The following is a 26,565-nucleotide window of genomic DNA, read 5'->3' as shown; positions in this document are numbered from 1 at the left end:
TCGGGAATACCGTCGCGGTTGCCCACATTATGATAGTAAAGTTGAAAACTACGTTGGCAATCACGGCAGCGGTAACGCGGTTCACCACTACGCGCATAGCCGTGTTTGTAAATCGATGCACTTTGACAGTAGCGGCAGTCGACTGGTACGGTGGCCATACACACCTCTTCCTCAGATCAAATGCCTTTAACGATAAAGCTCCATCAAAGCGTTTTCAACTCCCTTAAATCACGACCATTTTTTGTTTGAGTTTTGTTTTATATACTGTTTTCAGCAACTGGTAGGGCGGTAGCTTTAATTTTGGCATAAATTTCAAAAATTCTCATTAGACCTCTTTTATATAATCAAGAATTAAGCACCACTAATGCTTATGGAGAGTGCCAAAGGTGTAGTAGTGGTTACAATAGGGGTATGAACACACCAACTCTTACCTTGACCGATATTCAGTTCAAACGGGTACTGGGCATTAGTCGTAAGACCTTCTGGGATCTATTGTCACATTTGCTCACGATTAATAACCTGGTCATGATTTAGAAGAGTTGAAGTTGAAATGGATTTGCGCGACCCTGTAGCTTCCCCTCTAAGATCCTAATAGGATAAAGCGATGGCAACGCTTGCAGTGAAATGTCGTTACTGTCAAAGTGAATTAATCTACAAACATGGTCGTGCTCGTAGTGGTGAACCTCGCTACCGTTGTCGAGTCTGTCTACGCAGTTTCCAAGTGGCTTATCGTTATGAAGGTAACAAAGCAGGTACTCTCGAAAAAATCATCGCCATGGCGATGAATGGGAGTGGTGTGCGCGCTACCAGTCGGGTATTAGGCGTGAGTATAACCACGGTGATCGCTCACTTAAAAAAAATTAAAACCTGTCCACGTCAATCCACAATCGTTTCAAGCCGTGCTGGAACATCATGAAGTTGAGCGGGTGTGTGAAATGGATGAGCAGTGGTCGTATGTGGGGCATAAACAGCAACACGCTGGCTGTGGTAGGCGTGGCAACCCCATCTGAAAACGGTGCTGGCTTATGCGCTGGGCGCACGAGGGGATGAAACCTTAAAGCGCTTACTCGCGTTGTTGAGTGTCTTCAAGATTCGGTTGTATTGCACCGATGGGTGGGAGGGCTATCAGCGCCACTTACCCGCTGATAAGCATCTGATCACTAAACGCTATACCCAGTCCATTGAGCGGCAAAATCTCAACTTCCGCACCCGCCTCAAACGCTTGGCTCGCAAGACCTTATGCTTTTCCAAATCCATCGAGGTTCACGACAAGGTCATTGGGGAATTCATTAATCGCATGTTCTTCAACTCTTCTAAAGCATGACCCTTTTTTTGTCCCGCTGCACAGGCATGTGCCCGCACCACGGTACTATTGATACCGCCTTCTTGATAGTCAGGCTCTACTTGAATGGCCTGAAATAAGGTAGCCCATACACCCATCGCCGCCCAACGATTATACCGTTTAAACACACTATTCCAGTGACCGTACTCACGCGGTAAACTCTGTCACTGACTGCCCGACCGCAGGATCCACAACACCGCCTGCAGGAATAAGCGACAGCGCTCTGGATTACCCACATACACCCGTGGATGTTGGAGAAGCAGATCATATAAGATAAGCCATTGCTTATCTGTTAACACATAGCGATTCGTCATAACACGCTGAAATCATTTGTTTTTAGCAAACTCTATCTATAAATGTCAACAGAACCTAGTCTAAAAACATGGATATGCCCGCTGGCGAGCCCCGTTATCGATGTCGAAGCTGCCAACACAGTTTCCAAGTGGCTTACTGTTATGAAGGTAACAAAGCCGGTACTCCCGAAAAGATTATCCAACTGGCGATGAACGGCAGCAGTGTCCGTGACACCAGTTGGGTGTTAGGCGTGAGTATCACTACGGTAATCGCTCACTTAAAAAAAATTAAAACCGGCCACCGTGAATCCCCTGCCAATTCAAGCCCTAGCTGAATGCCATGAGGTTGAGCTCGTGTGTGAAATGGATGAGCAGTGGTCTTATATGGGTCATAAAAAGCAGCCGCGCTGGTTATGGCCTGCGTCGTACCCCACCTGAAAACGGTGTTGGCATATGAGCTCGGTACGCGTAAGGATGATACATTAAAGCGCTTACTAGCGTTGTTGAGTGTCTTCAAGATTCGGCTTTATTGTACCGATGGCTGAGAGGGCTATCAGCGCCACTTACCTGCTGAGAAGCCTTTGAGCACTAAACGCTATACTCAGTCGATTGAACGGCAAAATATCAACTTCCGCACTCGCATCAAATGTCTGGCTCGTAAGATCTTATGCTTTTCCAAATCCCTCGAGATGCACGACAAGTTTATCGGCGAGTTTATTAATAGAATTTTTTCAACTCTTCTAAAGCATAACCGACTAACGCTAGGGTCATCGCTTGAAAAAAATGATGTGATGAATGCTCTGGATACTCAGGCGTTCAGTGAGAGGTTTGTGGACTGGGTGAATACCCTAAGCAGCCGTGAAGCCGATATCATTGCCATTGATGGTAAGACCTCAAGGCGCAGTGACAGAGCGGAGCAAGAGGCCTTACATCTAGTATCGGCCTGGGCAAGTGAGTAGCGTCTGGTCTTAGGCCAAGAAGCCACCAAGGCGAAGTCGAATGAAATCATCGCGATTCCCGCCTTGTTTAAAGGGTTGAACCTCCACGGTAGCTTAATTACTCTGGATACGATGGGCACACAACAGTCCATTGCTCAGAAGATCACTCAGGCAGGGGGTGATTACCTGTTGGCGGTGAAAGGCAATCAACGCACGCTGTACGACGCTATTCGTACCTTTTTCCAGCACACGCCCCACACATACACCTTCACCCTAGACTAGTATACCACCGTTGAAAAAGATCATGGGCGACTAGAACAACGCCGTTGTCGCCTGTGTACCAAGGTCGAATGGCTGGAGTCGCGTGCTCCGTGGGCAGGGCTAGCAGCTATTGTCGAAGTGACCCGTACAGTAGGGCAGCGAGGAAAATCAACCACCGATTATCGCTATTATATCACGAGCCTCGCTATGACCGCGAAGTGCCGCATTATACGCAGTTCGCTCTCATTGGGGCATTGAAAAAGCTGCACTGGGTGCTAGATGTCTTATCAAGGAAGACTACGCGCGTGTCCGTGTGGGGCATGGTGCTCATAACATGGCCATCGTGCGGCATATCATCACCAACCTACTACGACCAGTATCTGGCAAAACCAGCCTAAAAGTCAGGCGCAAACAGGCGGCTGGGTCGATTGATTTTTTGGAGTAGGTCTTGCGAAATCAGGCGTGATTTTTTCAAGCAATTGCCCTGCATCTACTATTACTTAAGCGCATTGGTTTAATGTATTCGTGCATGTTGAATACCTTGATTACCGATATAAAGATAAGATGCTTAAGCCTTCGTGGATTATACTTAAACAGTAAAGAAAGCCTGCAAGCCCTAGCCCCGTCTTAGGGCGACGCATTACGGCCTAGGTAATCGTATCAGACATGGTAAGTGACATCTAATCAAATGCCTTTTCAGTAAGATTAAATATTATTGGCGACTCTTTGCACGATTTGATAAACCCCTCAGCATTTTATGAATCCACACATAGCCTCCATGTACTACATGGTTTGTCTCATATCTCTAAATTAGCTCTAAAAATTTGGATAAATTCATGCTAAAAACAATTGAAAAATCAACTCTTGCTATTATGGGCCTAGGTTATGTCGGCCTGCCTTTAGCTGTTGAATTTGGCAAAATAATGCCAACTATCGGCTTTGATATTAATCAGTCTCGAATTAAAGAGCTTCAAGGTGGTAATGACCATACACTAGAGATCACTCCAGAAGAATTACAATCGACCAAACACTTAATCTATACCTCACAACTGGGCGATTTACGAGATGCTAATATCTTTATCGTAACAGTACCAACCCCTATAGATGCACACAAGCGTCCTGATCTAGCGCCATTAATCAAAGCAAGCGAAAGTATTGGTAAAATCATCAAAAGTGGGGATATAGTAATTTATGAGTCCACTGTCTATCCTGGAGCCACAGAGGAAGATTGCATTCCTGTGATTGAACAGGTATCTGGTCTGATCTTTAATGTTGATTTCTTTGCCGGGTACTCACCAGAGCGGATCAATCCCGGTGACAAAACGCACCGTCTGCCTACTATCAAAAAGATAACATCCGGTTCCATTCCTGAAGTGGCTGATTTTGTGGATGCTCTCTATCAACGCGTTATCACCGCTGGCACACACAAAGCCCCTAGCATTAAGGTTGCCGAAGCTGCCAAGGTTATTGAGAACACACAACGTGATTTGAATATTGCGTTAATCAATGAACTGGCAGTAATCTTTAATCGCATGGGCATTGATACAGAATCGGTGTTATTAGCTGCAGGGACTAAGTGGAATTTCCTCCCCTTCCGCCCTGGTTTAGTCGGCGGGCATTGCATCGGGGTTGACCCATATTATTTAACACATAAAGCGCAATCTTTAGGGTATCACCCTGAGGTAATTCTGGCAGGGCGGCGTATTAATGATAGCATGGGAGTTTATATTGTATCACAACTGGTCAAAGCAATGCTGAAAAAACGCATCCAAGTTGAGGGTGCAAGGATTCTAGTAATGGGTCTAGCCTTTAAAGAAAACTGTCCGGATTTGCGCAATACTCGTGTAATAGACATTTTGAAAGAGCTTTACGAATACGGTATTGAAGCAGATGTCTATGATCCGTGGATCTCAGTAGTCGAGGCACAGCATGAGTATAATATAACTCCCATTATTGAATTACAAAAGAATACGTATGACGCAATTATTTTAGCAGTTGCACATCAGCAATTTAAAGCAATGGGAATAGAAATGATCCGCGCCTTGGGTAAGGCCGATCACGTCATGTATGACGTCAAATATGTATTCCCTATCAACGCATCGGATTTAAGGCTTTAACCGATGACTCCATATGAAATATTATGCTCGACCCTGCCCTCGCAATCTAAAACATGGTTGATTACAGGAGTCGCTGGGTTTATTGGATCTAACTTGCTCGAAGCTTTACTTAAACTCAATCAGCAGGTAGTTGGACTTGATAATTTCGCCACAGGACACCAGCGTAATCTTGATCAGGTACAAAGCCTTGTCAATAGCAAACAATGGGCAAATTTTCGATTTATCAAGGGTGATATCCGTAAATTGAGCGATTGTCAGAGAGCATGTAAGGATGTGGATTATGTATTACATGAAGCGGCACTGGGAAGTGTTCCGCGATCATTAGCAGATCCTATCACTACTAATAGTACCAATATTGACGGGTTTCTAAATATGTTGGTAGCAGCACGAGATGCACAAGTAAAGCGTTTTGTGTATGCCGCTTCTAGCTCCACATATGGGGATCACCCAGCACTGCCCAAGGTTGAAGAAAATATTGGCAAACCTTTATCACCATATGCTGTTACTAAATACGTCAACGAGTTATATGCAGATGTATTTGCTCGCTTTTATGGTTTAAATGCAATAGGTTTGCGCTATTTCAACGTATTTGGTAAACGCCAAGACCCAAATGGAGCTTATGCAGCCGTTATCCCCAAGTGGATTGCTAGTATGATTAGAAATGAGCCTGTTTATATTAATGGTGATGGTCAAACTAGCCGAGATTTTTGTTATATCGACAATGCGGTACAGGCAAATTTATTAGCAGCGACAGCTGAAAATCCTGATGCAGCGAATCAGGTTTTTAATGTGGCTGTAGGTAAGCGTACTACGCTAAACGAACTATTTTGGTATTTACATAAGCACTTATTGCCCTATTTTGCACATTTGCAAGCATTTGAGCCGATCTATGTAGATTTCAGAGCTGGAGACGTAAGGCACTCACTAGCTGATGTCAGTAAATCTGCGCAGTTACTAGGTTATATACCCAGCCATCACATCGATGAAGGTTTAAAAATAGCTATAAATTGGTACTTAGCATAGAGAATTACTAATGCGAACTGATCCAAACACTATTCAGTCGTTAATTATTTGTTTGTGGCAACATATCAACTCACGTCGTCGTCGACAGTTTAGCCTCTTAGTGGTGCTGATGGTGTTAAGCTCTTTTGCTGAAATCATTAGTATTGGAGCTGTTTTACCATTTCTTGGTGTGCTAACTGCACCCGAACAGGTCTTTGGACATGCAACTGCTCAACCTTTTGTTCAAGCCTTAGGTTTAAGTAAACCCGAACAGTTATTATTACCACTGACTATTGCTTTCGGACTAGCTGCGGTCATTGCTGGAATCATGCGTTTGACACTATTGTGGGCAAGCACTCGTTTATCTTTCGCAACAGGGGCTGATTTAAGTATAAACATTTATCGTCGTACCCTTTACCAACCCTATGCAGTGCATTGTGCACGTAATAGCAGCGAAGTCATTACGGGAATCTCAACGAAAGCCAATCAGGTTATCTATCAAACTATTGTCCCTATCTTAACATTAATTAGTTCCAGCATTATGTTAGTTGTGATCCTAGTTGCACTGATGTTGGTCGATCCAAAGATTGCACTGATCACGTTTGGAGGATTTGGTTTGATTTACGCTTTTATTATTCGCGTGACTCGTAAACATCTACTAACAGGAAGCCAACGTATCGCTCACGAATCTACCCAAGTCATTAAATCATTACAAGAAGGGCTGGGGGGTATTCGCGATGTGCTGATTGATGGAAATCAGGCAACTTATTGCCAGGTTTATCGTAATGCAGACCTACCGCTACGTCGTGCCCAAGGCAATAACCTTTTTATTAGTAGTAGTCCTCGCTTTGGTATGGAAGCATTAGGAATGTTGTTAATCGCATTACTAGCCTATTCATTAGCCCAAAAAGAGGATGGCATCGCTCAAGCGATTCCAGTGCTAGGTGCTTTAGCGTTAGGAGCTCAACGTCTTTTACCTGTACTACAACAAGCTTATGGAGCTTGGTCACAAATCCGTGGCGGACAAATTTCATTACAAGATACATTAGCTTTATTAGGCCAACCACTTCCAACTCATGCTAACTATCCTATCCGCCAAGCTTTAACTTTCCAACGCCATATTCAACTTCAGCACTTGGCATTTCGCTATAGTACGGCAACACCTTGGGTACTACGGGATATTAATTTAAACATTTATAAAGGCAGCCGTATCGGTTTTATTGGTGCAACTGGCAGCGGCAAAAGTACATTGATTGATATAATTATGGGTTTATTAGAACCTACAGAAGGAGTATTAGCTATTGATGGGCAACTGATTACTCCAGAAAATCAGCGGGCTTGGCAACAACACATTGCCCATGTACCACAGAGTATTTTTTTAGCAGACAGCACGGTAGCGGAGAATATTGCCTTCGGAGTTCCCAAAAACCAAATTGATCATCAACGTGTGCTGTTAGCTGCACAACAAGCACAAATCGCTGTAAGTATAGAAAGTTGGCCCAAGCAATACCAAACCTTTGTAGGTGAACGTGGTATCCGCTTATCTGGTGGTCAACGGCAACGAATTGGTATTGCCCGCGCTCTGTATAAACAAGCAGACGTTATTGTGTTTGATGAAGCCACTAGTGCACTGGACACAGATACAGAACAGGCTGTCATGCAGGCAATTGAAAATCTTAGCAAAGACCTGACCCTTATTGTTATTGCACATAGGTTGACAACCCTAAAAAACTGCACACAGATTGTGGAGTTGGGTGATGGGCATATCAAACGTATAGGCAGTTACCAAACAATCATTAGCGACTCTATCAATACTCAGTCAAATGCTAAGGAACAACAAAGTTATGCTTAGAAACTCATCCATCCTAGTCACCGGCGGCACTGGTTCATTTGGTCATACATTCATTCCAATGACCCTCGCCAAATATACACCAAAAAAAATTATTATTTATTCCCGCGATGAAATGAAACAATGGGAAATGGCAAAATTATTTCAAGGTGATGAACGAGTACGATTCTTCATTGGCGATGTACGCGATAAAGACCGTCTATATCGTGCCTTAGATGGCGTGGACTATGTGGTTCACGCAGCAGCGACTAAAATTGTACCAACTGCAGAATATAATCCCTTTGAGTGTGTTAAGACAAATATCAATGGTGCAATGAACTTGATTGATGCCTGCATTGATAAAGGTGTGAAACGGGTTGTCTCACTTTCTACGGATAAAGCCAGTAGTCCTGCTAATTTATATGGGGCAACCAAGCTAGCTTCAGATAAATTATTTGTGGCGGGTAATTCTTACAGCGGCGGTAAACATACACGTTTTGCGGTGGTGCGTTACGGTAATGTGATGGGTTCACGGGGTTCTGTTATTCCATTTTTCCTATCAGTCGCCGATAAGGGTGTTTTGCCCATTACTGATGCTCGCATGACCCGTTTCATGATTACCCTAGAGCAAGGTGTAGAGCTTGTATGGCACGCTTTTGAGGATATGGTGGGTGGTGAAATTTACGTTAAAAAGATTCCATCGATGAAAGTTACAGATGTTGCTCGTACCATTGCACCTGACGCCGCACAACAGATAATAGGCATTCGACCCGGTGAAAAACTACATGAACAAATGATCAGTGCTGAAGATGCTTATCATACCTATCAGTACACTGATCATTTCAAAATACTACCCGCAATTCATAACTGGAGTAATGACCCTGATCGGATCAAAGATGGCATAAAAGTACCCGAAGATTTTGTGTATGAAAGTAACAGTAATACCGAATGGATGAGCATTGACACCCTAAAGCAGTGGATTATTCTAAATCAGCATAAAATTGGAAACATATAAATGAGTTTTATTCCTTATGGTCGGCAAGATATTAGCGAAGCTGATATTCAGACAGTTGTTGAGGTATTACGCTCTGATTTTCTTACACAGGGACCTGCTGTTCCAGCTTTTGAAGAAGCAGTAAGTCATTATTGTGGGGCAAAACACGCTATCGCGGTGAATAGTGCTACCTCTGCTTTACATATTGCTTGTTTAGCATTGGGAGTGGGCGAAGGTGATATAGTTTGGACTAGCCCAATTACTTTTGTTGCAAGTGCAAATTGTGCATTGTATTGCGGGGCAAGTGTAGATTTTGTTGATATAGATTCTCGCACTTATAATTTGAGTGTTGACCAATTACAAATAAAATTAGAGCAAGCTCGTCAAAAAAATTGCTTACCTAAGGTGGTGATTCCCGTACATTTATGCGGACAACCTTGCGAAATGGAACAGATTCACCAATTAAGCCAAGAATATGGCTTTCGGATTATTGAAGATGCCTCCCATGCTATCGGAGGCAAATACCAAGGACAACCTATTGGCAATGGTCTTTATAGTGATATAACTATTTTCAGCTTTCATCCCGTCAAAATCATTACTACAGCTGAAGGCGGAATGACACTTACCAATAACACTGCGTTAGCAGAAAGAATGATGTTATTGCGTAGTCATGGTATCACTCGAGATACAAAACAGATGACACATGAACCTGATGGAGCTTGGTACTATCAACAAATTGATTTAGGTTTCAACTACCGCATGACAGACATGCAAGCCGCATTGGGGCTTAGTCAAATGCAGCGTTTGGATAACTTTGTACAACGACGACACGAGCTGGCACAACATTATGATGAACTATTAGCACATCTCCCGATTACTTTGCCTTGGCAACATCCAGATAGTCATTCTGGTTTACACCTTTATGTAATACGTTTGCAACTGGATGTTATTAAATTAACGCATCGCGAAGTATTTGATGCACTACGCCAACAAGGTATTGGAGTCAATCTGCACTATATCCCAGTACATACACAGCCTTATTATCAGGCAATAGGATTTAAGCAAGGAACTTTTCCTCAAGCAGAGCGTTATTATCAAGAGGCAATTAGCCTACCTATGTTTTCAAGCATGACTAATGAGCAACAAGAATATGTTTGCTCTACACTAACAGCTATTTTATCAAAATGAATGTAGCTATTATTCCAGCACGTGGGGGTAGTAAACGAATACCACGAAAAAATATTAAAGATTTTTGTGGCAAGCAGATGATCGCATGGTCAATTGAAGCAGCGTTACAAAGTGGCTGTTTTGATCGGGTAATTGTTTCCACAGATGATAAAGAAATCGCCGCAGTTGCATTAAGCTTTGGCGCAGAAGTACCCTTTTTTCGTCCTGCTAAGTTAGCAGATGATTTTACTGGGACAATTCCTGTAGTTAAACATGCCATTGAGTGGTTGGAGCTTAACCAAATTATACCTGATTTGGTATGCTGCATTTATGCTACAGCCCCTTTTATTTCTGTCGATGCTTTGCAAAACGGTCTAAGTTTAATACAACAACAAAAAGCCGATTACGTTTTCTCTGTCACTAGTTATGCATTTCCTATTCAACGTGCTATTACCGTCCAGCCGAATGGTATAGTAAGGATGTTTACGCCTGAACATTTTCAAACTCGATCTCAGGATTTAGAACAAGCTTACCACGACGCAGGTCAATTTTACTGGGGAAATAGAAAAGCATGGTTAGAAGAAAAGCCTGTTTTTTTATCCAATTCTTATCCTCTCGTCTTACCTAGATATTTGGTACAAGACATTGATACGCAAGAAGACTGGATTAGAGCGGAATTTATGTTTAAAGCCGTCCACAATATGAGGGCTATATAAAATGATAGATAAGCTCAAAAAAAATGAGCTTGGTTTTTGGGAGGTCAGTCAAAAACCATCGCAACAAGAACTAACTGATTATTATGCTAAGAAATATTATCAAGATGCATTAGGAAGTTATCAGCACACTTACAGCACTGATGAATTAGCGTTATTTAATGCTAAACTTGAGCAAAAATATTTAATAATTAAAGAGAAAATAAAAACAAGCAACAAGCAACAAGCAACAAGGCTTTTAGATGTAGGCTGTGGCGAAGGTTTTGCCCTTGCTTATTTTCGCAAACAAGGCTGGATAGTAAAAGGAATTGATTTTAGTTCCTCTGGCATTGACTCTCAAAATCCTGAATGCCGTGATACCCTTCAAACTGGTGATATTTTTATACTATTAGATGAAGAAATTAGTGCAGGTAATAAATACCATGTTGTCTGGCTTCAAAATGTTCTTGAGCATGTACTAGAACCAATTAAACTACTTCAATCACTAAAATCCTTGCTGGAAATAGATGGAATTGCTGTTATCACAGTACCTAATGATTTTTCTATCATCCAACAAAAAGCACTCGAGTTGGGTTATATTGATAAAGAGTTTTGGGTAGCACTACCAGATCACCTGTCCTACTTTAATCACATTTCCTTACCTGCAACCACTACAGCCGCGGGGTGGAAATGTTTAGAAATGCTAGCAGACTTCCCCATAGATTGGTTTTTGTTTAATCAAAACTCGAATTACATTAAAAATAAAGAACTTGGCAAACTATCTCACCAAGCCAGAGTTCAAATTGAAAATCTTATTCATGTACAAGGAGCCGAAATATCCAATGAATTTTATTCTGCGATGGCCAAGCTTGGTATTGGGAGAAATTTAACTATTTTTTTACAAGCAGATTAAGCAATATGAAAAATACAGATATCAGAACAGTTGTAGGCTCAACTCAATCAGAGATTAAAAGAAAACAAACTCTTGTTAATCGTTTGCGTGCATCTCAAATACCTGATAGTGAATTACTGGACAACATCGGTTTATATTTAACTCGGCAAACACTCTCTCGAATAAACTTTATGCAAAGAATTTATCAAATGATAGTGCCTGTGCATGGTGTTGTAATGGAATTCGGGGTGCGCTGGGGGCAAAATTTAGCATTATTTTCGGCACTGAGGGGTATACACGAGCCATTCAACTATAATCGAAAGATTATTGGATTCGATACTTTTACTGGTTTTCCTTCGGTAGAATCACAAGATGGAGGAGGAGTCCAGCCAGGAGATTATGGAGTCATTGACGGATGGCCTGACGAATTAGATGAAATTTTGGATTTCCATAATCAAAACGCTCCAATCCCACATAAAAAAAAATATGCTCTCGTTAAAGGTGATGCAACAGTAACTTTGCCAGAATATCTCAAAAATAATCCTGAAACTATTGTGGCACTTGCGTATTTTGATTTTGATATTTATCAACCAACTCATGATTGTCTGAAAGCTATCTTGCCACATTTAACAAAAGGCAGTGTTTTAGCATTCGATGAGCTTAACACACCTGAATTTCCAGGTGAAACTATCGCTTTACGTGAAGTATTAGGTTTATCGCGTTATGCAATACGGCGAGATCCAATGAGTCCACTAACATCTTATTTAATAATAGAATGAGTTTCTATCCCATGCGTTACGCAGTAATGCCGCGCCCACAATTATCAATAGGAAACTTTGAGCTGCGCGCTGTTCAACCCACAGACATTGAATCTATAAGACAGTGGCGTAACGCTCAAATGGATGTGCTAAGACAGAAAAATCCTATCGACGTCCAACAACAAGTGGACTATTACGAACAGAATATTTGGCCTACGATGGCACACCCTAAGCCTCCCAACATCTTACTTGGCCTAGAGCAGGCTCATCAACTTATTGGCTATGGTGGTCTAGTACACATTAATTGGGAGGATTCTAGATCAGAGGTTTCGTTTTTGCTTTCACCTGAAAAAGTGAAAGATAGTTTAGTTTATACTACTTGCTTTTCTAATTTTTTATTTCTAATAAAGCAATTGGCTTTTGAGGATCTAAAACTACATCGATTGTTTACCGAAACCTATAATATTCGTCCTCTTCATATATCCATATTAGAGGCTAATAGTTTTATAAGAGAAGGGGTTTTACGTGATAATATCAGAATTAATGACCACTTTATTGATTCAATTCTTCATGGGTGTCTAACTAAATGAGTATCAGAGGTAAACATATTTTTGTCAGTGGTGGTGCTGGTGTTATTGGTCTTGAGATAGTCCCGCGTTTGATTATGCGCGGTGCAATTGTTATGGTAGGAGACCTTAAATTTCGTCCAAATACTTTTACTAGTGATGTAATTTATCGACAAGGTGATCTTAACACGATGACAAGCGATGAATTAGCACAATTTCAACCTGAAATCTTCATACATTTAGCAGCTACATTCGAACGTAGTGCAGAAAGCTACGAATTTTGGGAAGAGAATTTTTGGCACAACGTACGTCTCAGTCACTACCTGATGACTCTTGTAAAGGATTTTCCCTCATTACGTCGCGTTGTATTTGCATCTAGCTATTTGATCTATGATCCAAGGCTTTACCAATTCAATAAAGCGCACACTCAAATCCGATCACTAAAAGAATCGGACTCGATTCTACCTCGGAATTTAACAGGTATGGCTAAACTAAGCCATGAAATCGAGCTTCGCTTTATTAATCAATTTAAATCTAAACAATTTACTACCATCTGTGCTAGAATTTATCGTGGGTATGGTTGCAACTCACGTGATATTATCTCACGTTGGATACGTGATTTACTGCAAAAAAAAGCTCTCACTGTATATCGTCCTGAAGGGATTTTTGACTACATTTATGCTGGTGACTCTGCTGAGGGTTTAATTCGACTGGCAGAAAATAATGAAGTGGATGGAATCATTAATCTTGGAACAGGTAAATCACGACAAGTTCAGGATGTCTTAAATATATTGAAACAGCACTTTCCAGATATAAAAATTAATGAGGTTGAATCAGAAATTCCTTTTGAAGCATCTCAAGCAGATATGAGCCATTATTTAAATCAAATTGGCTGGTTGCCTTCTTATACACTAGAAACTGCTATTCCTAAAATAATCGAGTTTGAGCGTAAACGAATTGAAGAATCGCTATATGCAAATCCAAAAATTCCTATCATTTTAGTTAGTAGTGCTTCACGAAAAATCCCGCTCATACAGGCAATGCAGCGTTCGGCTCGTAAAGTACATCCTGATGCTAAAGTTATAGCTGGTGATTTGTCGACCATTGCACTTTCATGCCATGTGGCGGATGATTTCTGGTGTATGCCACCTACGAAAGAAGTTTACCTCGCTGAACTTATACAAGGTTGCAAAGAAAGAGGAATAACTACTATTTTACCTACTCGTGATGGCGAGTTACTGTTCTGGGCCAAATCTTCCTCAGTTTTCGCTGAAGCTGGCATTCAAGTAATAGTTGCATCCGAAGCCTCTTTGGAAACATGTATTGACAAATTAGCATTTGCAAATTTTGGAAAATCTCACGCACTTCCATTTATCCCAACAGAAACAAATATTGAGTCAGTAACTGCAACAGCTTATGTTGTCAAAGAGCGCTTTGGTTCAGGTAGTCGGTCTATTGGTATTAATTTAGATAGAAAAGCTGCACAAGCATATTTACAAAAATTGGATCAAGGTATAATTCAGCCCTATATAGAAGGGATAGAAATTAGTGTTGACGCTTGGTTAAATAGAAACCATAAAGTTAAAGGTGTTATTCTGCGTAGGCGTGAACTAGTAACTAATGGTGAATCTCAAGTTACGACGACTTTTCGTGACGTAAACATCGAAATAATGGTAATTAAAGTACTAGAAACATTAAAGCTCTCAGGTCCAGTAGTGTTACAGGCCATAATTACAAAACAAAATCAATTACAAATTATAGAATGTAACGCACGTTTTGGTGGCGCTTCAACTACTGCTATTGCTGCTGGACTAGATAGTCTTTATTGGTCATTATTAGAGTCTCTGAGCGTTAATGTAGACGATTACCCTTTCACACGCATTTCAAGCGAAATCAAACAGGTACGTATTCCATCTGATTTACATTTTACCGCATGATTTTAATATTTGACCTTGATGATACGCTTTATCCAGAACACACGTTCGTGGAAAGTGGTTTTCAAGCAGTAGCAGAAATGCTTAGGATGCACTATGGGTGGGACGAAAGCCTGAGCCTTAAGATAATGATGGATACACTTAAAATGCAAGGTCGTGGTTCTGTGTTCAATGAATTGCTTAACAGCAAAAACTGCTTTTCAAAGAAATTAGTACAACATTGTTTACAAAAGTATCGTCAGCATAAACCAAATATACAATTATTTCCTGAAGCAAAAAAAATTTTAGAAGACTACAATGCTCGTCATCTTTATCTGGTTACTGATGGTAATAAAAATGTTCAGGCTAACAAAATTCAGGCTTTGGCAATTGAACCATTCTTTAGAAAAATTTTTATCACACATCGCTACAGTATAAAGCATGCTAAACCATCTATTTATTGCTTTGACCTTATCCGTAAACTAGAAAAATGTGAATGGTCTGATATGGCCTATATCGGAGATAATCCAGCCAAAGATTTTGTTAATCTTAACCATCTTGGAGTATTAACTGTCCGAGTTTTGACTGGTGAACACAGTAAAGTCATAGCCAAACCTGGTTTTGATGCCAAACTTCAGATACAGAAAATTGCTGATCTTCCTTCTGTCTTAAAATGAAGCCACATTATGAAAATACCTAACATTATTATTGATGGTACAACCATCGGTGCAAACTGCCCACCTTATATAATTGCTGAAATATCAGCTAACCACAATGGCTCTATTGATAGAGCCTTTAAAATCATAGATAAAGCAAAAAATGCAGGAGCGTCTGCTATTAAACTTCAAACTTATCGACCAGATACAATTACGCTCAATTGTGATACTGACGAATTCAAAGTTTTTGGAGGCCTATGGGATGGCCGAACACTTTATGATCTTTATAAGGAAGCCCATCTTCCATGGGACTGGCATAAACCCTTATTCGACTATGCTTATCGATTAGGCATTACTATTTTTAGCTCCCCCTTTGATAATACGGCAATTGATCTACTGGAAGACCTGAATGCACCTGCTTACAAAATTGCGTCATTTGAGGCAGTTGACCTTCCATTAATTAAATATGCTGCTAGCACAGGTAAACCCATAATAATCTCAACAGGTATGGCAGATGCAGAGGAAATACAAGAAGCGATTGAAGCAGCACGAGAAGGTGGATGTATAGAACTCGCTATTTTGCATTGTGTTAGTGGTTACCCTGCCCCAGCGTCTGATTATAATTTACGAACAATACCTGACATGATTCAACGTTTTGGATTAGTCACAGGGCTTTCAGATCACACAATTGATAACACAACAGCAGTTACCAGTATTGCTTTGGGCGCTTCAATCATTGAAAAGCATGTGACACTTGACCGTAACGGTGGCGGTCCCGATGACAGCTTCTCGCTAGAGCCACAGGAATTAGCCGCATTGTGTCGGGACACTAAAACAGCTTGGGAAGCGTTAGGGCAAGTAGATTATGGAATGAAATCTAGTGAACAAGGAAACGTTAAGTTTAGACGTTCTTTATATTTTGTCAAGGATATGGAAGCGGGAGAAATAATTACCGAAGAATGTGTGAGAAGTGTCAGACCAGGGTTTGGTTTAGCTCCTAAATATCTAACTGAAATATTAGGTAAAAAAATCACAGATAATATAAAAAGAAACACTCCCGTATCTTGGGCAATGTTGCAATAACTTATAGACAGATGAAATATCACATAAATGCTTGCTAAACCTTCAAACGATAATATTCCTAGACATTTAATTTGCACTGCGGATGAAAAAACGTGGAAATTTGATAGACCTGTAATATTTTTAGGAGAATGGTGCTTGCTTCATAGTAAAAAAAAAATCTGGCAAACAATGAATGCGATTATTGCATCTCCCTACGGTTTGGAGCCAGTGCAAAAAGATAAAGACTATGTTGAAGCGATAGCTATAGAAAATAAAATTCTGCCCCAAATTACTGTAATACTTAACCAATATCACAATACACATTACACTCAACGTTCGTGGAAAATTATACTAGGCCACTGGTTAAGACGTTATATTAACGTGATAATTAATAGAACTAAAACACTAGAGCAATGTCTCCAGAATTATAACGTTTCAGGAATAACAACATTTAATAAAAATCATTATACCTTAGCAACAACTAACTCTTATGATGCAATATGGTCCTTTAACGACTCTTATTGGAATAATATCTTAACAGCGCACTTATTAGATTTTTTGGACATAAAAAACATATCAATTAATTTCATTAATGTAAATCATACTGAAGAGTCCTTTTTTTTTAAGCAAAGCACTCAACCTATATCACTCAGTTTAAAAAAATATGCTGTTTCAGTCTACAAAAAAGCAAATAAATTAAGTCAACGTCTTTTTACTAAAGAAACTGATGCATTTATTATAAACAGTTATCTTCCAAAAGAAAAAGAACTTAAACTTCAATTATCTTTTGGACAGTTTCCGCACACATGGCAATCATCTTCATTTAGCACATCAACTAAAGTAAATTCTTTGCTAAGAGAACAATTAGCCGCACAATTAAACAATAATACACAAGACAAATTAGAATATATTATACGAGCTCTTTTATTCCAATTAATACCTATATGTTATTTAGAAGCATTCCAAGAGTTAGATCATTTAACTAGACAACAATACTGGCCTAATCATCCAAAATTTATTTTTACAAGCAATAATTTCGATACTGATGAAATCTTCAAACTATGGGTAGCAAAAAAGATTGAAATAAATATACCTTATATTGTAGGACAACATGGAAATAACTATGGCACTCATCGCTACGTAAATCCATCTATTGAAGAAGTAACCTCTAAAAAATTTCTAACTTGGGGTTGGACAGATGGGTTACCACAACATATTCCTACCTTCATATTGAAAAAAACAAAGAAGATTAAAAATACTTATAATCCAAACGGTGGATTATTATTAATAGAATTACCTTTAGGCCATCGTATCACTACATGGGACAATACCAGCGAATATAATGAATATTTTTTAGATCAAATAGATTTTGTTAAGAAATTAGATTCAACGATTAGAGAAAATCTGACTATACGATTGCACTCAGGTTATAAGTATCAGACATGGGATGACATAAATAGATGGAAAGAATTTGATCAAAAACTAAATGTGGACACTGGAAATAGAAAAATCGATCAATTAGTTTCTCAAAGTAGAATAATCGTTCATAGTTATGATTCAACAGGGATTCTGGAAACTTTAGCATTAAATATTCCAACACTTGCTTTTTGGCAAAATGACTTTGAACATTTGCGGGAAAGTGCCAAGCCCTACTATCAATTATTAGTTGATGTTGGAATTATTCATTTTTCACCAACATCTATTGCGATAAAAATAAATGAAATCTGGAACAATATTGATCAATGGTGGATGCAAAGTGAAATTCAACATGCTAGGAGGCAATTCTGCGACAGATATGCAAAAACCAGCCATAACCCTGAAAAAACCATTAAACAAATTTTATTGAGTGAAATCAATCAATGATGAAAGCACAAATAGAATTACCTCAACTCAAAATACTTGATCTTGGATGTGGCAAGAAAAAAAGAGCTGGTAGTATTGGTGTTGACTATTCTGACCGACATAATGCTGATATTATTCATGACTTAAACATTTTCCCCTATCCATTTGAAAGTAATTCAATTGATCAGATTTACTTAGATAATGTACTAGAACACCTGGAACAGCCGATGAGAGTAATGGAAGAAATCTATCGCATTACCAAAGCTGGAGGCAAAGTTAAAGTTATTGTTCCTTATTTTCGCTCCCTATGGGCATTTATTGACCCCACTCATAAGACCTTTTATACAGTAGATTCTTTTGCCTACTATGATCCACGAAATATTATTTGCCAACGCTATGATTATACATCAGCAAGGTTTTTAGTTGAAAAAATTGTTTTCAATGAAACACTAACAAATAAATGGTTTAAAAGAATTATAGTGAAAATTGCAAATAAATATCCAACTCGCTACGAGTCTTATTTAAGTCACTTATACCCACTAGATGACATTACATACTACTTAGTAAAGCAATAAAGCTGTTTTTAAAATGAGTCAAGCAAATCAAATATTGGTTACAGGGTTTAATGGTTTTTTAGGAAGACACTTATGTACCTCACTTATAAAAAATAACATTCAAGTAACTGGAATAGACTACAACGAAGGTTGCTTTAGCCATAAACTATTTACAAGCATTCCTCTGGACTTAACTAATAAACAAGATACACTAAACACTATAGCAAAAATCAAACCTGATTATTTAATTCATTTAGCTAGTTTAAAGAACAGATTTAGCTCTAACAGTGACTACTTTACCTCCTATCAAACCAATACATTAGCATCTTTAAATCTGATAGAAGCATGTCTTAATCTTAACAACTTTAAACGCTTTATCTTTTTAGGGTCTTGTGATGAATATGGTGATGTTTCTTTACCCTTTAATGAGAATCAACAGGAAAAGCCATTAAATAGTTATGGCTTATCCAAACTAGCTATTACAAAACTACTACTCTCTTTAAAAAAATCTCATGATTTCCCAGTAACCATATTACGTCCAACAGTCATCTATGGACCAGAGCAGGGAAGCGAAATGTTTGTACCTGCTTTAATTCAAAGCCTAATAAACAATAAAGATTTTTCCATGACTCAGGGCGAACAACTACGCGACTTTGTTTACATAGATGACGTTATTTCCGCCATTATTGATAGCGTAAAGGCTAGCGATGATATTAACGGAATTATTATTAACATTGGTTGTGGAGTGTCTCATCGCCTAAAAGATATAGCTTTAACAATAGCCAAATTAATTAATCCTGAAGCTCTAAAGCACCTAAAATTTGGCGCGTTATCTTATCGTCAAAATGAAGTTATGGACTATGCTGCAAACATTAGCTTAGCTCAGGAAAAACTTAACTGGAAACCAGAAATAAAATTAGAAGAAGGTCTAAAAAGAACAATTGAATATTATCAATCTCAGATTAGAAAAGACTAATTATGCCAAAGATACACTATCACTCAGAGTGCAGTTTTTTTGCTGGGTGTGAAAATATGCTAGCTAATTTTTTTAATTCCGAATCATTTAGTAAAGATTATAACATATCATTTAGTTACGTTTATTCCATTCCTTATAGCACAGGTTTCCATAAAAGAGTTAATCGAAAAATTAAAACCTATCCTCTAAACTTTATAGATTTATCTGATTTTGAGAAACTGCCATCTTGGCTTCCATTGTTTTCTCAAAAATTATTGATGGGACTTACACGCTTACTTATCAATATTCCACTGTTAGCCTATCAAGTAATAATACTATATCAGTTGTTTAAAAGAATAAAGCCAGATATTCTACATATCAATAATGGTGGTTATCCAGCCGCAAGATCAGCTAGGGCTGCGGCTATTGCAGGGAAACTTGCTTCTGTCCCTAAAATTATTATGGTTGTCAATAATCTTGCTGTAGGGTACAACCATTATTCTCGTTGGTTTGATTATCCAATTGACAGACTAGTAGCCCACTCCGTATCAATATTTATCACAGGATCAAAAGCAGCAAAACAACGTTTATGTGAGGTACTGAAGTTACCTATAGAACAAATCCATGCTATTCCTAATGGCATTACTTTGCGTAATTCAATAAAAACTGTGACTGCAACCCGTTATCGCCTAGGTCTAAATCATTTTGATGGTGTAATCTTTGGTGTAGTGGCATTATTAATTCCAAGAAAAGGGCATCAAATTTTATTAAATGCCATTTTAGATTTAAAAAGAGAAAAAAATATAATAGACAACTCTTTTAAAGTCTTAATTGAGGGTGATGGACCTCTTCGCGAAAGCCTTACTTTTTTTACAAAACATAATCAACTGGAAAACTTCGTAACTTTTGTAGGTGAAGAAGCTAATATTGTCGATTTTATGAGTACCATTGATGTATTAGTTCTCCCATCCATACAAAACGAAGATTTTCCCAATGTTATCCTAGAAGCAATGGCGTTAGGCAAACCAGTTATAGCGAGCCGTTTAGCTGGAACAGCTGAACAGGTAATTGATGGTGTCACAGGCTTTTTAGTAACACCTCATGATATCAAGCAACTAGCTGAAGCTATTTACACTCTAACGTTAAATTATAAACTTAGAAATCAAATGGGCGAGATGTCATACAAACGATTCAATAAACATTTTACTACTCAAATAGCCCTAAATACTTACAGTAATTTATATGAAAAACTTCTTAAGGAATCCGAATGACGAATATGAAAGATATTTTCCAACACCTTAAAGGGCGACGTGTATTTATTACTGGACACACTGGTTTTAAAGGCTCATGGTTAGCATTTTTATTACACGAAATTGGTGCAGATGTCATGGGTTTTGCACTCTCCCCTGCAACAACTCCCAGTCATTTCGACCTGCTGAATCTATCCCAAAAAATTAAGCATGTTGAAGGTGATATAAGAGATGCCTCAACGTTATCCAAAACACTAAACGATTTTCAGCCGGAATTTGTTTTTCATTTGGCTGCTCAAGCTTTAGTTAGACCCTCTTATGATAACCCTACAGCTACTTTCTCAACCAACGTCTTAGGCTCAGTTCATTTGCTGGACGCAGTTCGCCAATGCGAATCAGTACGTTCCTTGGTGTATATCACTTCCGACAAGTGTTACGAAAATGTTGAATGGATTTGGGGCTACAGAGAAAATGACCAATTGGGTGGTAGAGACCCTTATAGCGCATCCAAGGCGGTGGCAGAAATTGTTTTTTCATCTTATAATAGATCTTTTTTCATTCAAAGACCATTATTGGGTGCTGCTAGTACCCGTGCAGGCAATGTGATTGGTGGTGGTGATTGGGCAGTAGACCGTATCATTCCAGATTGCATCCGCGCTATTAACCAAGATAACCCTATACGCTTGCGTAGTCCTAACGCTACTCGACCTTGGCAACATGTGCTAGAACCATTGGCAGGTTACTTGTTGTTAGCAGTGCGTTTATATGAAGAACCCAAACGTTGGAATGGTTCATGGAATTTCGGACCCTCCACGCATGAAGTGCGTACAGTCCAAAATGTTGCAGAAATAATAATAGATCACCTAGGAAAGGGAAATATTGAAATTGTTGAGTCTCAAACACAGGTTCATGAAGCAAGATTACTACAACTGAACTGTGATAAGGCACATCAGTTACTTAACTGGTATCCACGTTGGAATGCTGATACAACGCTCAAAGCAACCGCTCTTTGGTACAAAGCTATTATGGCAGGTCAGGATGCAGAACAAATTACCCGAACTCAAATTCACGCATTTTTCCCAGAATTAACATGATAGACGGCGTAATTCTTACCCCTCTTCGACAAATTTTTGATGAGCGGGGAAAGGTCATGCATATGCTACGCGAAGACTCTCCTGTTTTCTCAAGATTTGGCGAAATCTATTTCTCTTGTACTCATCCTGGCGTCGTCAAAGCATGGCATTTGCATAAAGAAATGACATTAAATTATGCTGTTATTTACGGTGAAATAAAGTTTGTACTATTTGATGATCGCCCTGATAGCTCTACTCGGGGTGAAGTTCAAGAACTGTTTATTTCCCCAGAAAATTATATGTTAGTCACTGTTCCACCCATGATCTGGAACGGTTTCAAATGTGTTGGGACTGTGGCTTCCATCGTAGCTAACTGCGCTACGTTACCACATCATCCTGATGAACTTGTACGTCGATCTCCTAGTGATACTAGTATTCCGTATCAATGGGCACTAGAACACCGTTAAAAGTATCTACCAAAAGGTTTGATTATATGAAAGTTATTCTTCTTGCCGGGGGATTCGGCACTCGTTTATCTGAATATACTGGAGTGATCCCCAAACCCATGGTTCCGATAGGTGGAAAACCCATTCTCTGGCATATTATGCAAACCTATGCTCATTTTGGACATAAGGACTTTTATGTCGCCTTAGGTTACAAAGCAGAGGTCATCAAAGAATACTTCCTAAATTACCGCTCCCTTAATGCAGACTTCACGGTAGATCTTGCTAGCGGCAATGTCACCGCCCTCCAAGTTGATCCCGTAGATTGGCGAGTGACCCTAGCCAATACAGGTGCTAACTCAATGACGGGTGGGCGGGTCAAACGACTGCAATCATTTATTGGTAACGAAACATTTATGTTGACCTATGGTGATGGTGTGGCAAATATTGACCTAGATGCACTACTCGACTTTCACCGTAGCCACGGGAAAATGGTTACTGTCTCTGCCGTGCGTCCGACCGCGCGTTTTGGTGAGTTAGAAATAGATGGGATGCAGGTAGCCAGCTTCCAAGAAAAACCACAATTACACGATGGCTGGATCAATGGTGGTTACTTTGTGATTGAACCTGAATTCTTCGATTTGATTGCAGGTGACGAGACGATGTTGGAAAGAGAACCTTTAGAGCAAGTTACTCAAGCAGGTGAGTTAATGGCTTATCGCCATGAAGGTTTTTGGCATTGCATGGATACCAAACGTGATCATGAATTATTAGAAACACTATGGGCAAATGATGCCCCATGGAAAGTTTAATATGGCTACGGTACTAATCACAGGTGGTTTCGGCTTCGTAGGCGGACGGATTGCAGCGCATCTAGCTCAGGCAGGTTATCAGATTATTCTGGGTTCGCGAAATGCTGTTACTCCTCCAAAATGGCTACCACAAGCAAAAGTCGTACAAATGCTATGGGATGGTACTGCTGCTCTTGAAAAGTGCTGTGTCAATGTCGATATTGTCATTCATGCAGCGGGTATGAATGCACAAGACTGCTCTGCCGACCCAGTAGCTGCTTTAACGTTTAACGGCGTGGCAACTACGCGATTAACAACCGCAGCCAAACGTGCGGGTGTATCGCGTTTCATCTATTTTTCCACTGCGCATGTTTATGCCAGCCCTCTTGTTGGTAATATCACCGAAGATCAGTGTCCACGCAATTTGCACCCTTATGCAACCTCACACCTTGCCGGGGAACAGGCAGTATTAAGTGCAACTCAATATGGAACAATGCAAGGTATTGTATTACGATTATCCAATGCTTTTGGCGCACCTACACATAAAGATGTCAACTGCTGGATGTTGTTAGTGAATGACTTATGTAAACAAGCTGTGCAATCACATAAGTTAGTTTTGCAAACCAATGGACTACAATATCGCGATTTTATTAGCATGAGCGATGTCTGCCGTGTGACTCAGGATCTGACTGAGGCCCCATCTGAAATACTGCACACTAATCTATTTAATATAGGCTCCGGTCTATCACAAACTGTACTGGAAATAGCACAACTGATTCAAAAAAGATCACTTGCTATACTAGGCTTTGAACCGATGCTATATAGAGCTGAAACAACCTCAAATGAATATCATCAAAATATAAAGTTTAGCAATCATCGTTTGAATACATTAGGTATAAAAATTAAAAACACAGAGAACGTAATTGAAATTGATAATTTATTGAAATTTTGCTCCACTTCTTTTATGACACAGAAATCATCACAATGAGCAGTACAGACAAGCCATTAATATCTGTGATCATACCTACTTATAACCATGCTCAATACTTAGGTCGTGCATTACAGTCAGTGCTTGATCAAACATATAGCAACTGGGAGGCTATAGTTATAGATAACCACTCTACTGACCATACAGACGATGTTTTATCAAGCTTTAATGACTCCAGAATTATTGTACTTAAAATCCATAATAATGGTGTAATCGCAATGTCCAGAAATACTGGAATAAATATTGCTAAAGGTGAATGGGTTGCTTTCCTAGATTCTGATGATTGGTGGACAAAAGATAAAATTCAAAAATGCCAAGAATACCTAACCAATGATTTTGATATTATTTATCATGACCTAAAAATAATATATGAAAAATATAATGTATTCCCAAGTAAAAAAGTGATTTGTAGGCAACTAAAAAAACCTACTCTAATTGACTTATTAGAGAATGGCAATGCTTTAGCTACATCTTCAGTAATTATCAGGAAAAAACTACTTCATCGAATTAAAGGAATGAACTCTTTAAAAGAGTTAGTAGGAGCAGAAGATTATAATACTTGGCTAAGAATAGCTCAAATAACAGATAATTTTAAATATATACCGACTACTTATGGTTATTACTATATGCACGGCCAGAACATCTCCAAAAAAAATATGGCTGCACCTATAAAACTTGCAACAAAAGATTTTAGATACTTACTAAACCAAGGCCAAAAAAATAAACTTGATTCGATTATAAATTATAATTTAGGCAAGTACTATCTAAACTATTCCGACTATGAGAATGCAAGTAAATTTTTCAAGAAAGCTTTTCCCTATGCCCAAACCTATCTAAAAATAAAAATAGTCATACTGACAATATATATTTTTATGCTTCAAATCAAGCAAATTGGATCTTAGATGCGTAAGAATAATTTTTTTTATAAAACTATCAACTTACCGTTTCACCAAAAGATACTACTAATCATATTTAGTGTGGTTTTTTTCTTTCAATTAACAGAATATAGAAATATGTATAATATTTCTTTATCAACTTTAATAAATGGAATCATTCTAGCAATAAGTTTTATAATTTTCCCATTATTTGGCTTCTCAAAAAAAATAAATATAAGAATATTATATTCAATAATAATCCCTAGCCTACTAATAATCTTTGGATACTCCATTAATATAATGCTTTTCCTATCAGATACTTCATCTTTAAGTGTTTTGGCAATTTTCCTACCGTGGGGCGTATTAATAAATATACCATATCTAATAAAAGCCGATTCTATTAGTATATCTTTATTATGGAGTTATTTTAACAAATGCATGATATTATTAACAATTACTTCATTAGTAGATTACTTCGGCATGTCAAATGGCTATATAAAACCGACCACTTTTGTATACCAAGGCGGAGAGTATGTAAAAGGTTACTTTTCTATTATGTATGCATCAATCTACAATGGAGAATTATCATATAGATTATATGGTAGTTTTGCTGAGCCAGGTACTTTCGCAATGTGGCTTATACCTGTAACAATCCTTTCCTTTCTAAAAAAACAATATGTTTTTCTACTAATTTATTCAATTGCAATGTTTTTTACTTATTCCCTTGGTGGATATATCAGCATTGCACTTGCGTTTTCCCTCCTTTTTATTTTAAATTCAAAAAAAAATATAATATCCTTATTATTTATTGCAATATGTATCGCTTTTGTTTTTAATTTCCTTCTATTAGATTATTTTATAGATGCCTATGTTAATAAACAAGAGTCAGCTACTATTAGGGAAGATAATTTTTCAAACTTCATCATATATCTACCTGACTTGATAATTAGCTATCCATTTGGTTTATCACCTGAAACAAATTCTGAATCAAACAATGCTCTTTATTTTGGTTCAAATTTTATGCCACTATTAGTTTATAATAGAGGAGGATTGCTTTCTTTATTTGGTTATGTAACAATTCTATCATCATCATTAGTTTATGCGCTTAAGTTATATATACAAAACAAAAAAAACATAGAAATTGAAGAAAAGATGGTTATCATTTCAATAATATCAATTTTTCCTTTTATATTTCAGAGAACCACTATTTGGGATTCTGCCATGTTCGCACTCTTATTTTCTCCATATATTATAAGATCATTAAGTAAAGGCTATCGTTTTCTATGAATTATGAATTTTTTCACTATAAAATT

The 26,565-nt window shown here is 38.6% G+C and carries 28 protein-coding genes and 2 pseudogenes; 28 read left to right on the top strand and 2 right to left on the bottom strand.

Annotation, left to right across the window (positions count from 1 at the left end; translation table 11 throughout):
• Positions 1-158, bottom strand: a 158-nt coding sequence (locus A3IE_RS23390) for an IS1/IS1595 family N-terminal zinc-binding domain-containing protein (protein ID WP_020395574.1), incomplete at its 3' end; no start/stop codon positions are given.
• A 253-nt stretch (positions 159-411) separates the two neighbouring features.
• Here A3IE_RS23390 and A3IE_RS23280 point away from each other — a divergent pair.
• Both A3IE_RS23280 and A3IE_RS22490 read left to right on the top strand, forming a co-directional pair.
• Positions 412-534: a hypothetical protein gene (locus A3IE_RS23280; RefSeq protein WP_281167178.1), complete on the top strand. Its 123-nt coding sequence runs from the start codon at positions 412-414 to the stop codon at positions 532-534.
• Between the two features lie 70 nt (positions 535-604).
• A pseudogene (locus tag A3IE_RS22490) lies at positions 605-1,324 on the top strand (IS1 family transposase).
• Here A3IE_RS22490 and A3IE_RS22485 read toward each other — a convergent pair.
• A complete protein-coding gene (locus A3IE_RS22485) occupies positions 1,264-1,470 on the bottom strand; it encodes a hypothetical protein (protein ID WP_083900623.1) in 207 nt (68 codons plus the stop codon). The pseudogene A3IE_RS22490 and the gene A3IE_RS22485 sit on opposite strands and share 61 nt — an antisense overlap.
• Before the next feature lie 254 nt (positions 1,471-1,724).
• On the opposite strand from A3IE_RS22485, the gene A3IE_RS21640 reads away from it, so the two are divergent.
• The 26 genes and pseudogenes from A3IE_RS21640 to A3IE_RS0110325 all read left to right on the top strand — a co-directional run bounded on the left by A3IE_RS21640 (position 1,725) and on the right by A3IE_RS0110325 (position 26,539).
• Complete coding sequence (locus tag A3IE_RS21640; protein ID WP_083900621.1) at positions 1,725-1,970, top strand: IS1-like element transposase; 246 nt, start codon at positions 1,725-1,727, stop codon at positions 1,968-1,970.
• Positions 1,939-2,073, top strand: a complete 135-nt coding sequence (locus A3IE_RS23385; RefSeq protein ID WP_157832863.1) for an IS1 family transposase — start codon at positions 1,939-1,941, stop codon at positions 2,071-2,073. Before A3IE_RS21640 ends, A3IE_RS23385 begins: the two co-directional genes overlap by 32 nt.
• A pseudogene (locus tag A3IE_RS22050) lies at positions 2,049-2,594 on the top strand (IS1 family transposase). Before A3IE_RS23385 ends, A3IE_RS22050 begins: the two are co-directional and overlap by 25 nt.
• 3 nt (positions 2,595-2,597) lie before the next feature.
• Positions 2,598-2,855, top strand: a complete 258-nt coding sequence (locus tag A3IE_RS23380) for an ISAs1 family transposase (protein ID WP_110721451.1) — start codon at positions 2,598-2,600, stop codon at positions 2,853-2,855.
• Between the two features lie 815 nt (positions 2,856-3,670).
• Positions 3,671-4,951 (top strand): Vi polysaccharide biosynthesis UDP-N-acetylglucosamine C-6 dehydrogenase TviB, encoded by a 1,281-nt coding sequence (tviB, locus tag A3IE_RS0110435; RefSeq protein WP_020395568.1) that lies wholly within the window; start codon positions 3,671-3,673, stop codon positions 4,949-4,951.
• 3 nt (positions 4,952-4,954) lie between these two features.
• Positions 4,955-5,974 (top strand): NAD-dependent epimerase/dehydratase family protein, encoded by a 1,020-nt coding sequence (locus tag A3IE_RS0110430; RefSeq protein ID WP_020395567.1) that lies wholly within the window; start codon positions 4,955-4,957, stop codon positions 5,972-5,974.
• Positions 5,975-5,984: 10 nt separating this feature from the next.
• Positions 5,985-7,805 carry an ABC transporter ATP-binding protein gene (locus tag A3IE_RS0110425; RefSeq protein ID WP_020395566.1) on the top strand — a complete coding sequence of 607 codons (1,821 nt, stop codon included), beginning with the start codon at positions 5,985-5,987 and terminating at the stop codon, positions 7,803-7,805.
• Complete coding sequence (gene pseB, locus A3IE_RS0110420; RefSeq protein WP_020395565.1) at positions 7,798-8,796, top strand: UDP-N-acetylglucosamine 4,6-dehydratase (inverting); 999 nt, start codon at positions 7,798-7,800, stop codon at positions 8,794-8,796. Before A3IE_RS0110425 ends, pseB begins: the two co-directional genes overlap by 8 nt.
• Positions 8,797-9,963, top strand: coding sequence for a UDP-4-amino-4,6-dideoxy-N-acetyl-beta-L-altrosamine transaminase (gene pseC / locus A3IE_RS0110415; RefSeq protein WP_020395564.1), 1,167 nt, complete (start codon positions 8,797-8,799; stop codon positions 9,961-9,963).
• A complete protein-coding gene (gene pseF, locus A3IE_RS0110410) occupies positions 9,960-10,658 on the top strand; it encodes a pseudaminic acid cytidylyltransferase (RefSeq protein ID WP_020395563.1) in 699 nt (232 codons plus the stop codon). The genes pseC and pseF overlap by 4 nt, the downstream gene beginning before the upstream one ends.
• 1 nt (position 10,659) lies before the next feature.
• Positions 10,660-11,547, top strand: a complete 888-nt coding sequence (locus A3IE_RS0110405) for a class I SAM-dependent methyltransferase (RefSeq protein WP_020395562.1) — start codon at positions 10,660-10,662, stop codon at positions 11,545-11,547.
• A gap of 5 nt (positions 11,548-11,552) precedes the next feature.
• Positions 11,553-12,305, top strand: coding sequence for a crotonobetainyl-CoA--carnitine CoA-transferase (locus A3IE_RS0110400; protein WP_020395561.1), 753 nt, complete (start codon positions 11,553-11,555; stop codon positions 12,303-12,305).
• A gap of 11 nt (positions 12,306-12,316) precedes the next feature.
• On the top strand, positions 12,317-12,874 hold the full coding sequence (locus tag A3IE_RS0110395; RefSeq protein WP_211206820.1) for a GNAT family N-acetyltransferase: 558 nt from the start codon (positions 12,317-12,319) through the stop codon (positions 12,872-12,874).
• A complete protein-coding gene (locus A3IE_RS22040) occupies positions 12,871-14,787 on the top strand; it encodes an NAD-dependent epimerase/dehydratase family protein (protein WP_020395559.1) in 1,917 nt (638 codons plus the stop codon). The genes A3IE_RS0110395 and A3IE_RS22040 overlap by 4 nt, the downstream gene beginning before the upstream one ends.
• Complete coding sequence (locus A3IE_RS0110385) at positions 14,784-15,440, top strand: HAD family hydrolase (protein WP_020395558.1); 657 nt, start codon at positions 14,784-14,786, stop codon at positions 15,438-15,440. The genes A3IE_RS22040 and A3IE_RS0110385 overlap by 4 nt, the downstream gene beginning before the upstream one ends.
• Before the next feature lie 9 nt (positions 15,441-15,449).
• Positions 15,450-16,502, top strand: a complete 1,053-nt coding sequence (gene pseI, locus A3IE_RS0110380; protein ID WP_020395557.1) for a pseudaminic acid synthase — start codon at positions 15,450-15,452, stop codon at positions 16,500-16,502.
• 27 nt (positions 16,503-16,529) lie between these two features.
• The gene (locus A3IE_RS0110375; RefSeq protein ID WP_020395556.1) at positions 16,530-18,344 is read left to right on the top strand and encodes an LIC12162 family transferase; all 1,815 of its coding nucleotides are present in this window, start codon (positions 16,530-16,532) and stop codon (positions 18,342-18,344) included.
• Entirely contained in the window at positions 18,341-18,898 is a 558-nt protein-coding gene (locus tag A3IE_RS0110370; protein ID WP_020395555.1) for a class I SAM-dependent methyltransferase, read from the top strand. Before A3IE_RS0110375 ends, A3IE_RS0110370 begins: the two co-directional genes overlap by 4 nt.
• A 13-nt stretch (positions 18,899-18,911) precedes the next feature.
• Positions 18,912-19,853, top strand: a complete 942-nt coding sequence (locus A3IE_RS0110365) for an NAD-dependent epimerase/dehydratase family protein (RefSeq protein ID WP_020395554.1) — start codon at positions 18,912-18,914, stop codon at positions 19,851-19,853.
• 56 nt (positions 19,854-19,909) lie between these two features.
• A complete protein-coding gene (locus A3IE_RS0110360; protein ID WP_020395553.1) occupies positions 19,910-21,103 on the top strand; it encodes a glycosyltransferase family 4 protein in 1,194 nt (397 codons plus the stop codon).
• Complete coding sequence (gene rfbG / locus A3IE_RS0110355; RefSeq protein WP_020395552.1) at positions 21,100-22,176, top strand: CDP-glucose 4,6-dehydratase; 1,077 nt, start codon at positions 21,100-21,102, stop codon at positions 22,174-22,176. The genes A3IE_RS0110360 and rfbG overlap by 4 nt, the downstream gene beginning before the upstream one ends.
• Positions 22,173-22,622 carry a dTDP-4-dehydrorhamnose 3,5-epimerase family protein gene (locus tag A3IE_RS0110350; protein WP_020395551.1) on the top strand — a complete coding sequence of 150 codons (450 nt, stop codon included), beginning with the start codon at positions 22,173-22,175 and terminating at the stop codon, positions 22,620-22,622. Before rfbG ends, A3IE_RS0110350 begins: the two co-directional genes overlap by 4 nt.
• A 26-nt stretch (positions 22,623-22,648) precedes the next feature.
• Positions 22,649-23,410 carry a glucose-1-phosphate cytidylyltransferase gene (rfbF, locus tag A3IE_RS0110345; RefSeq protein WP_020395550.1) on the top strand — a complete coding sequence of 254 codons (762 nt, stop codon included), beginning with the start codon at positions 22,649-22,651 and terminating at the stop codon, positions 23,408-23,410.
• A 1-nt stretch (position 23,411) separates the two neighbouring features.
• Positions 23,412-24,377 carry an SDR family oxidoreductase gene (locus A3IE_RS0110340; RefSeq protein ID WP_020395549.1) on the top strand — a complete coding sequence of 322 codons (966 nt, stop codon included), beginning with the start codon at positions 23,412-23,414 and terminating at the stop codon, positions 24,375-24,377.
• Positions 24,374-25,279 carry a glycosyltransferase family 2 protein gene (locus tag A3IE_RS0110335; RefSeq protein ID WP_020395548.1) on the top strand — a complete coding sequence of 302 codons (906 nt, stop codon included), beginning with the start codon at positions 24,374-24,376 and terminating at the stop codon, positions 25,277-25,279. The genes A3IE_RS0110340 and A3IE_RS0110335 overlap by 4 nt, the downstream gene beginning before the upstream one ends.
• Positions 25,280-26,539 (top strand): hypothetical protein, encoded by a 1,260-nt coding sequence (locus A3IE_RS0110325; protein WP_157832862.1) that lies wholly within the window; start codon positions 25,280-25,282, stop codon positions 26,537-26,539. It abuts the gene before it with no gap.
• Positions 26,540-26,565 lie beyond the last annotated feature (26 nt).

Source organism: Thiolinea disciformis DSM 14473, from assembly GCF_000371925.1.
Classification (GTDB): domain Bacteria; phylum Pseudomonadota; class Gammaproteobacteria; order Thiotrichales; family Thiotrichaceae; genus Thiolinea; species Thiolinea disciformis.
Note: the sequence above shows the minus strand (reverse complement) of the source record. Positions and strands in the feature narration are given on the sequence as shown.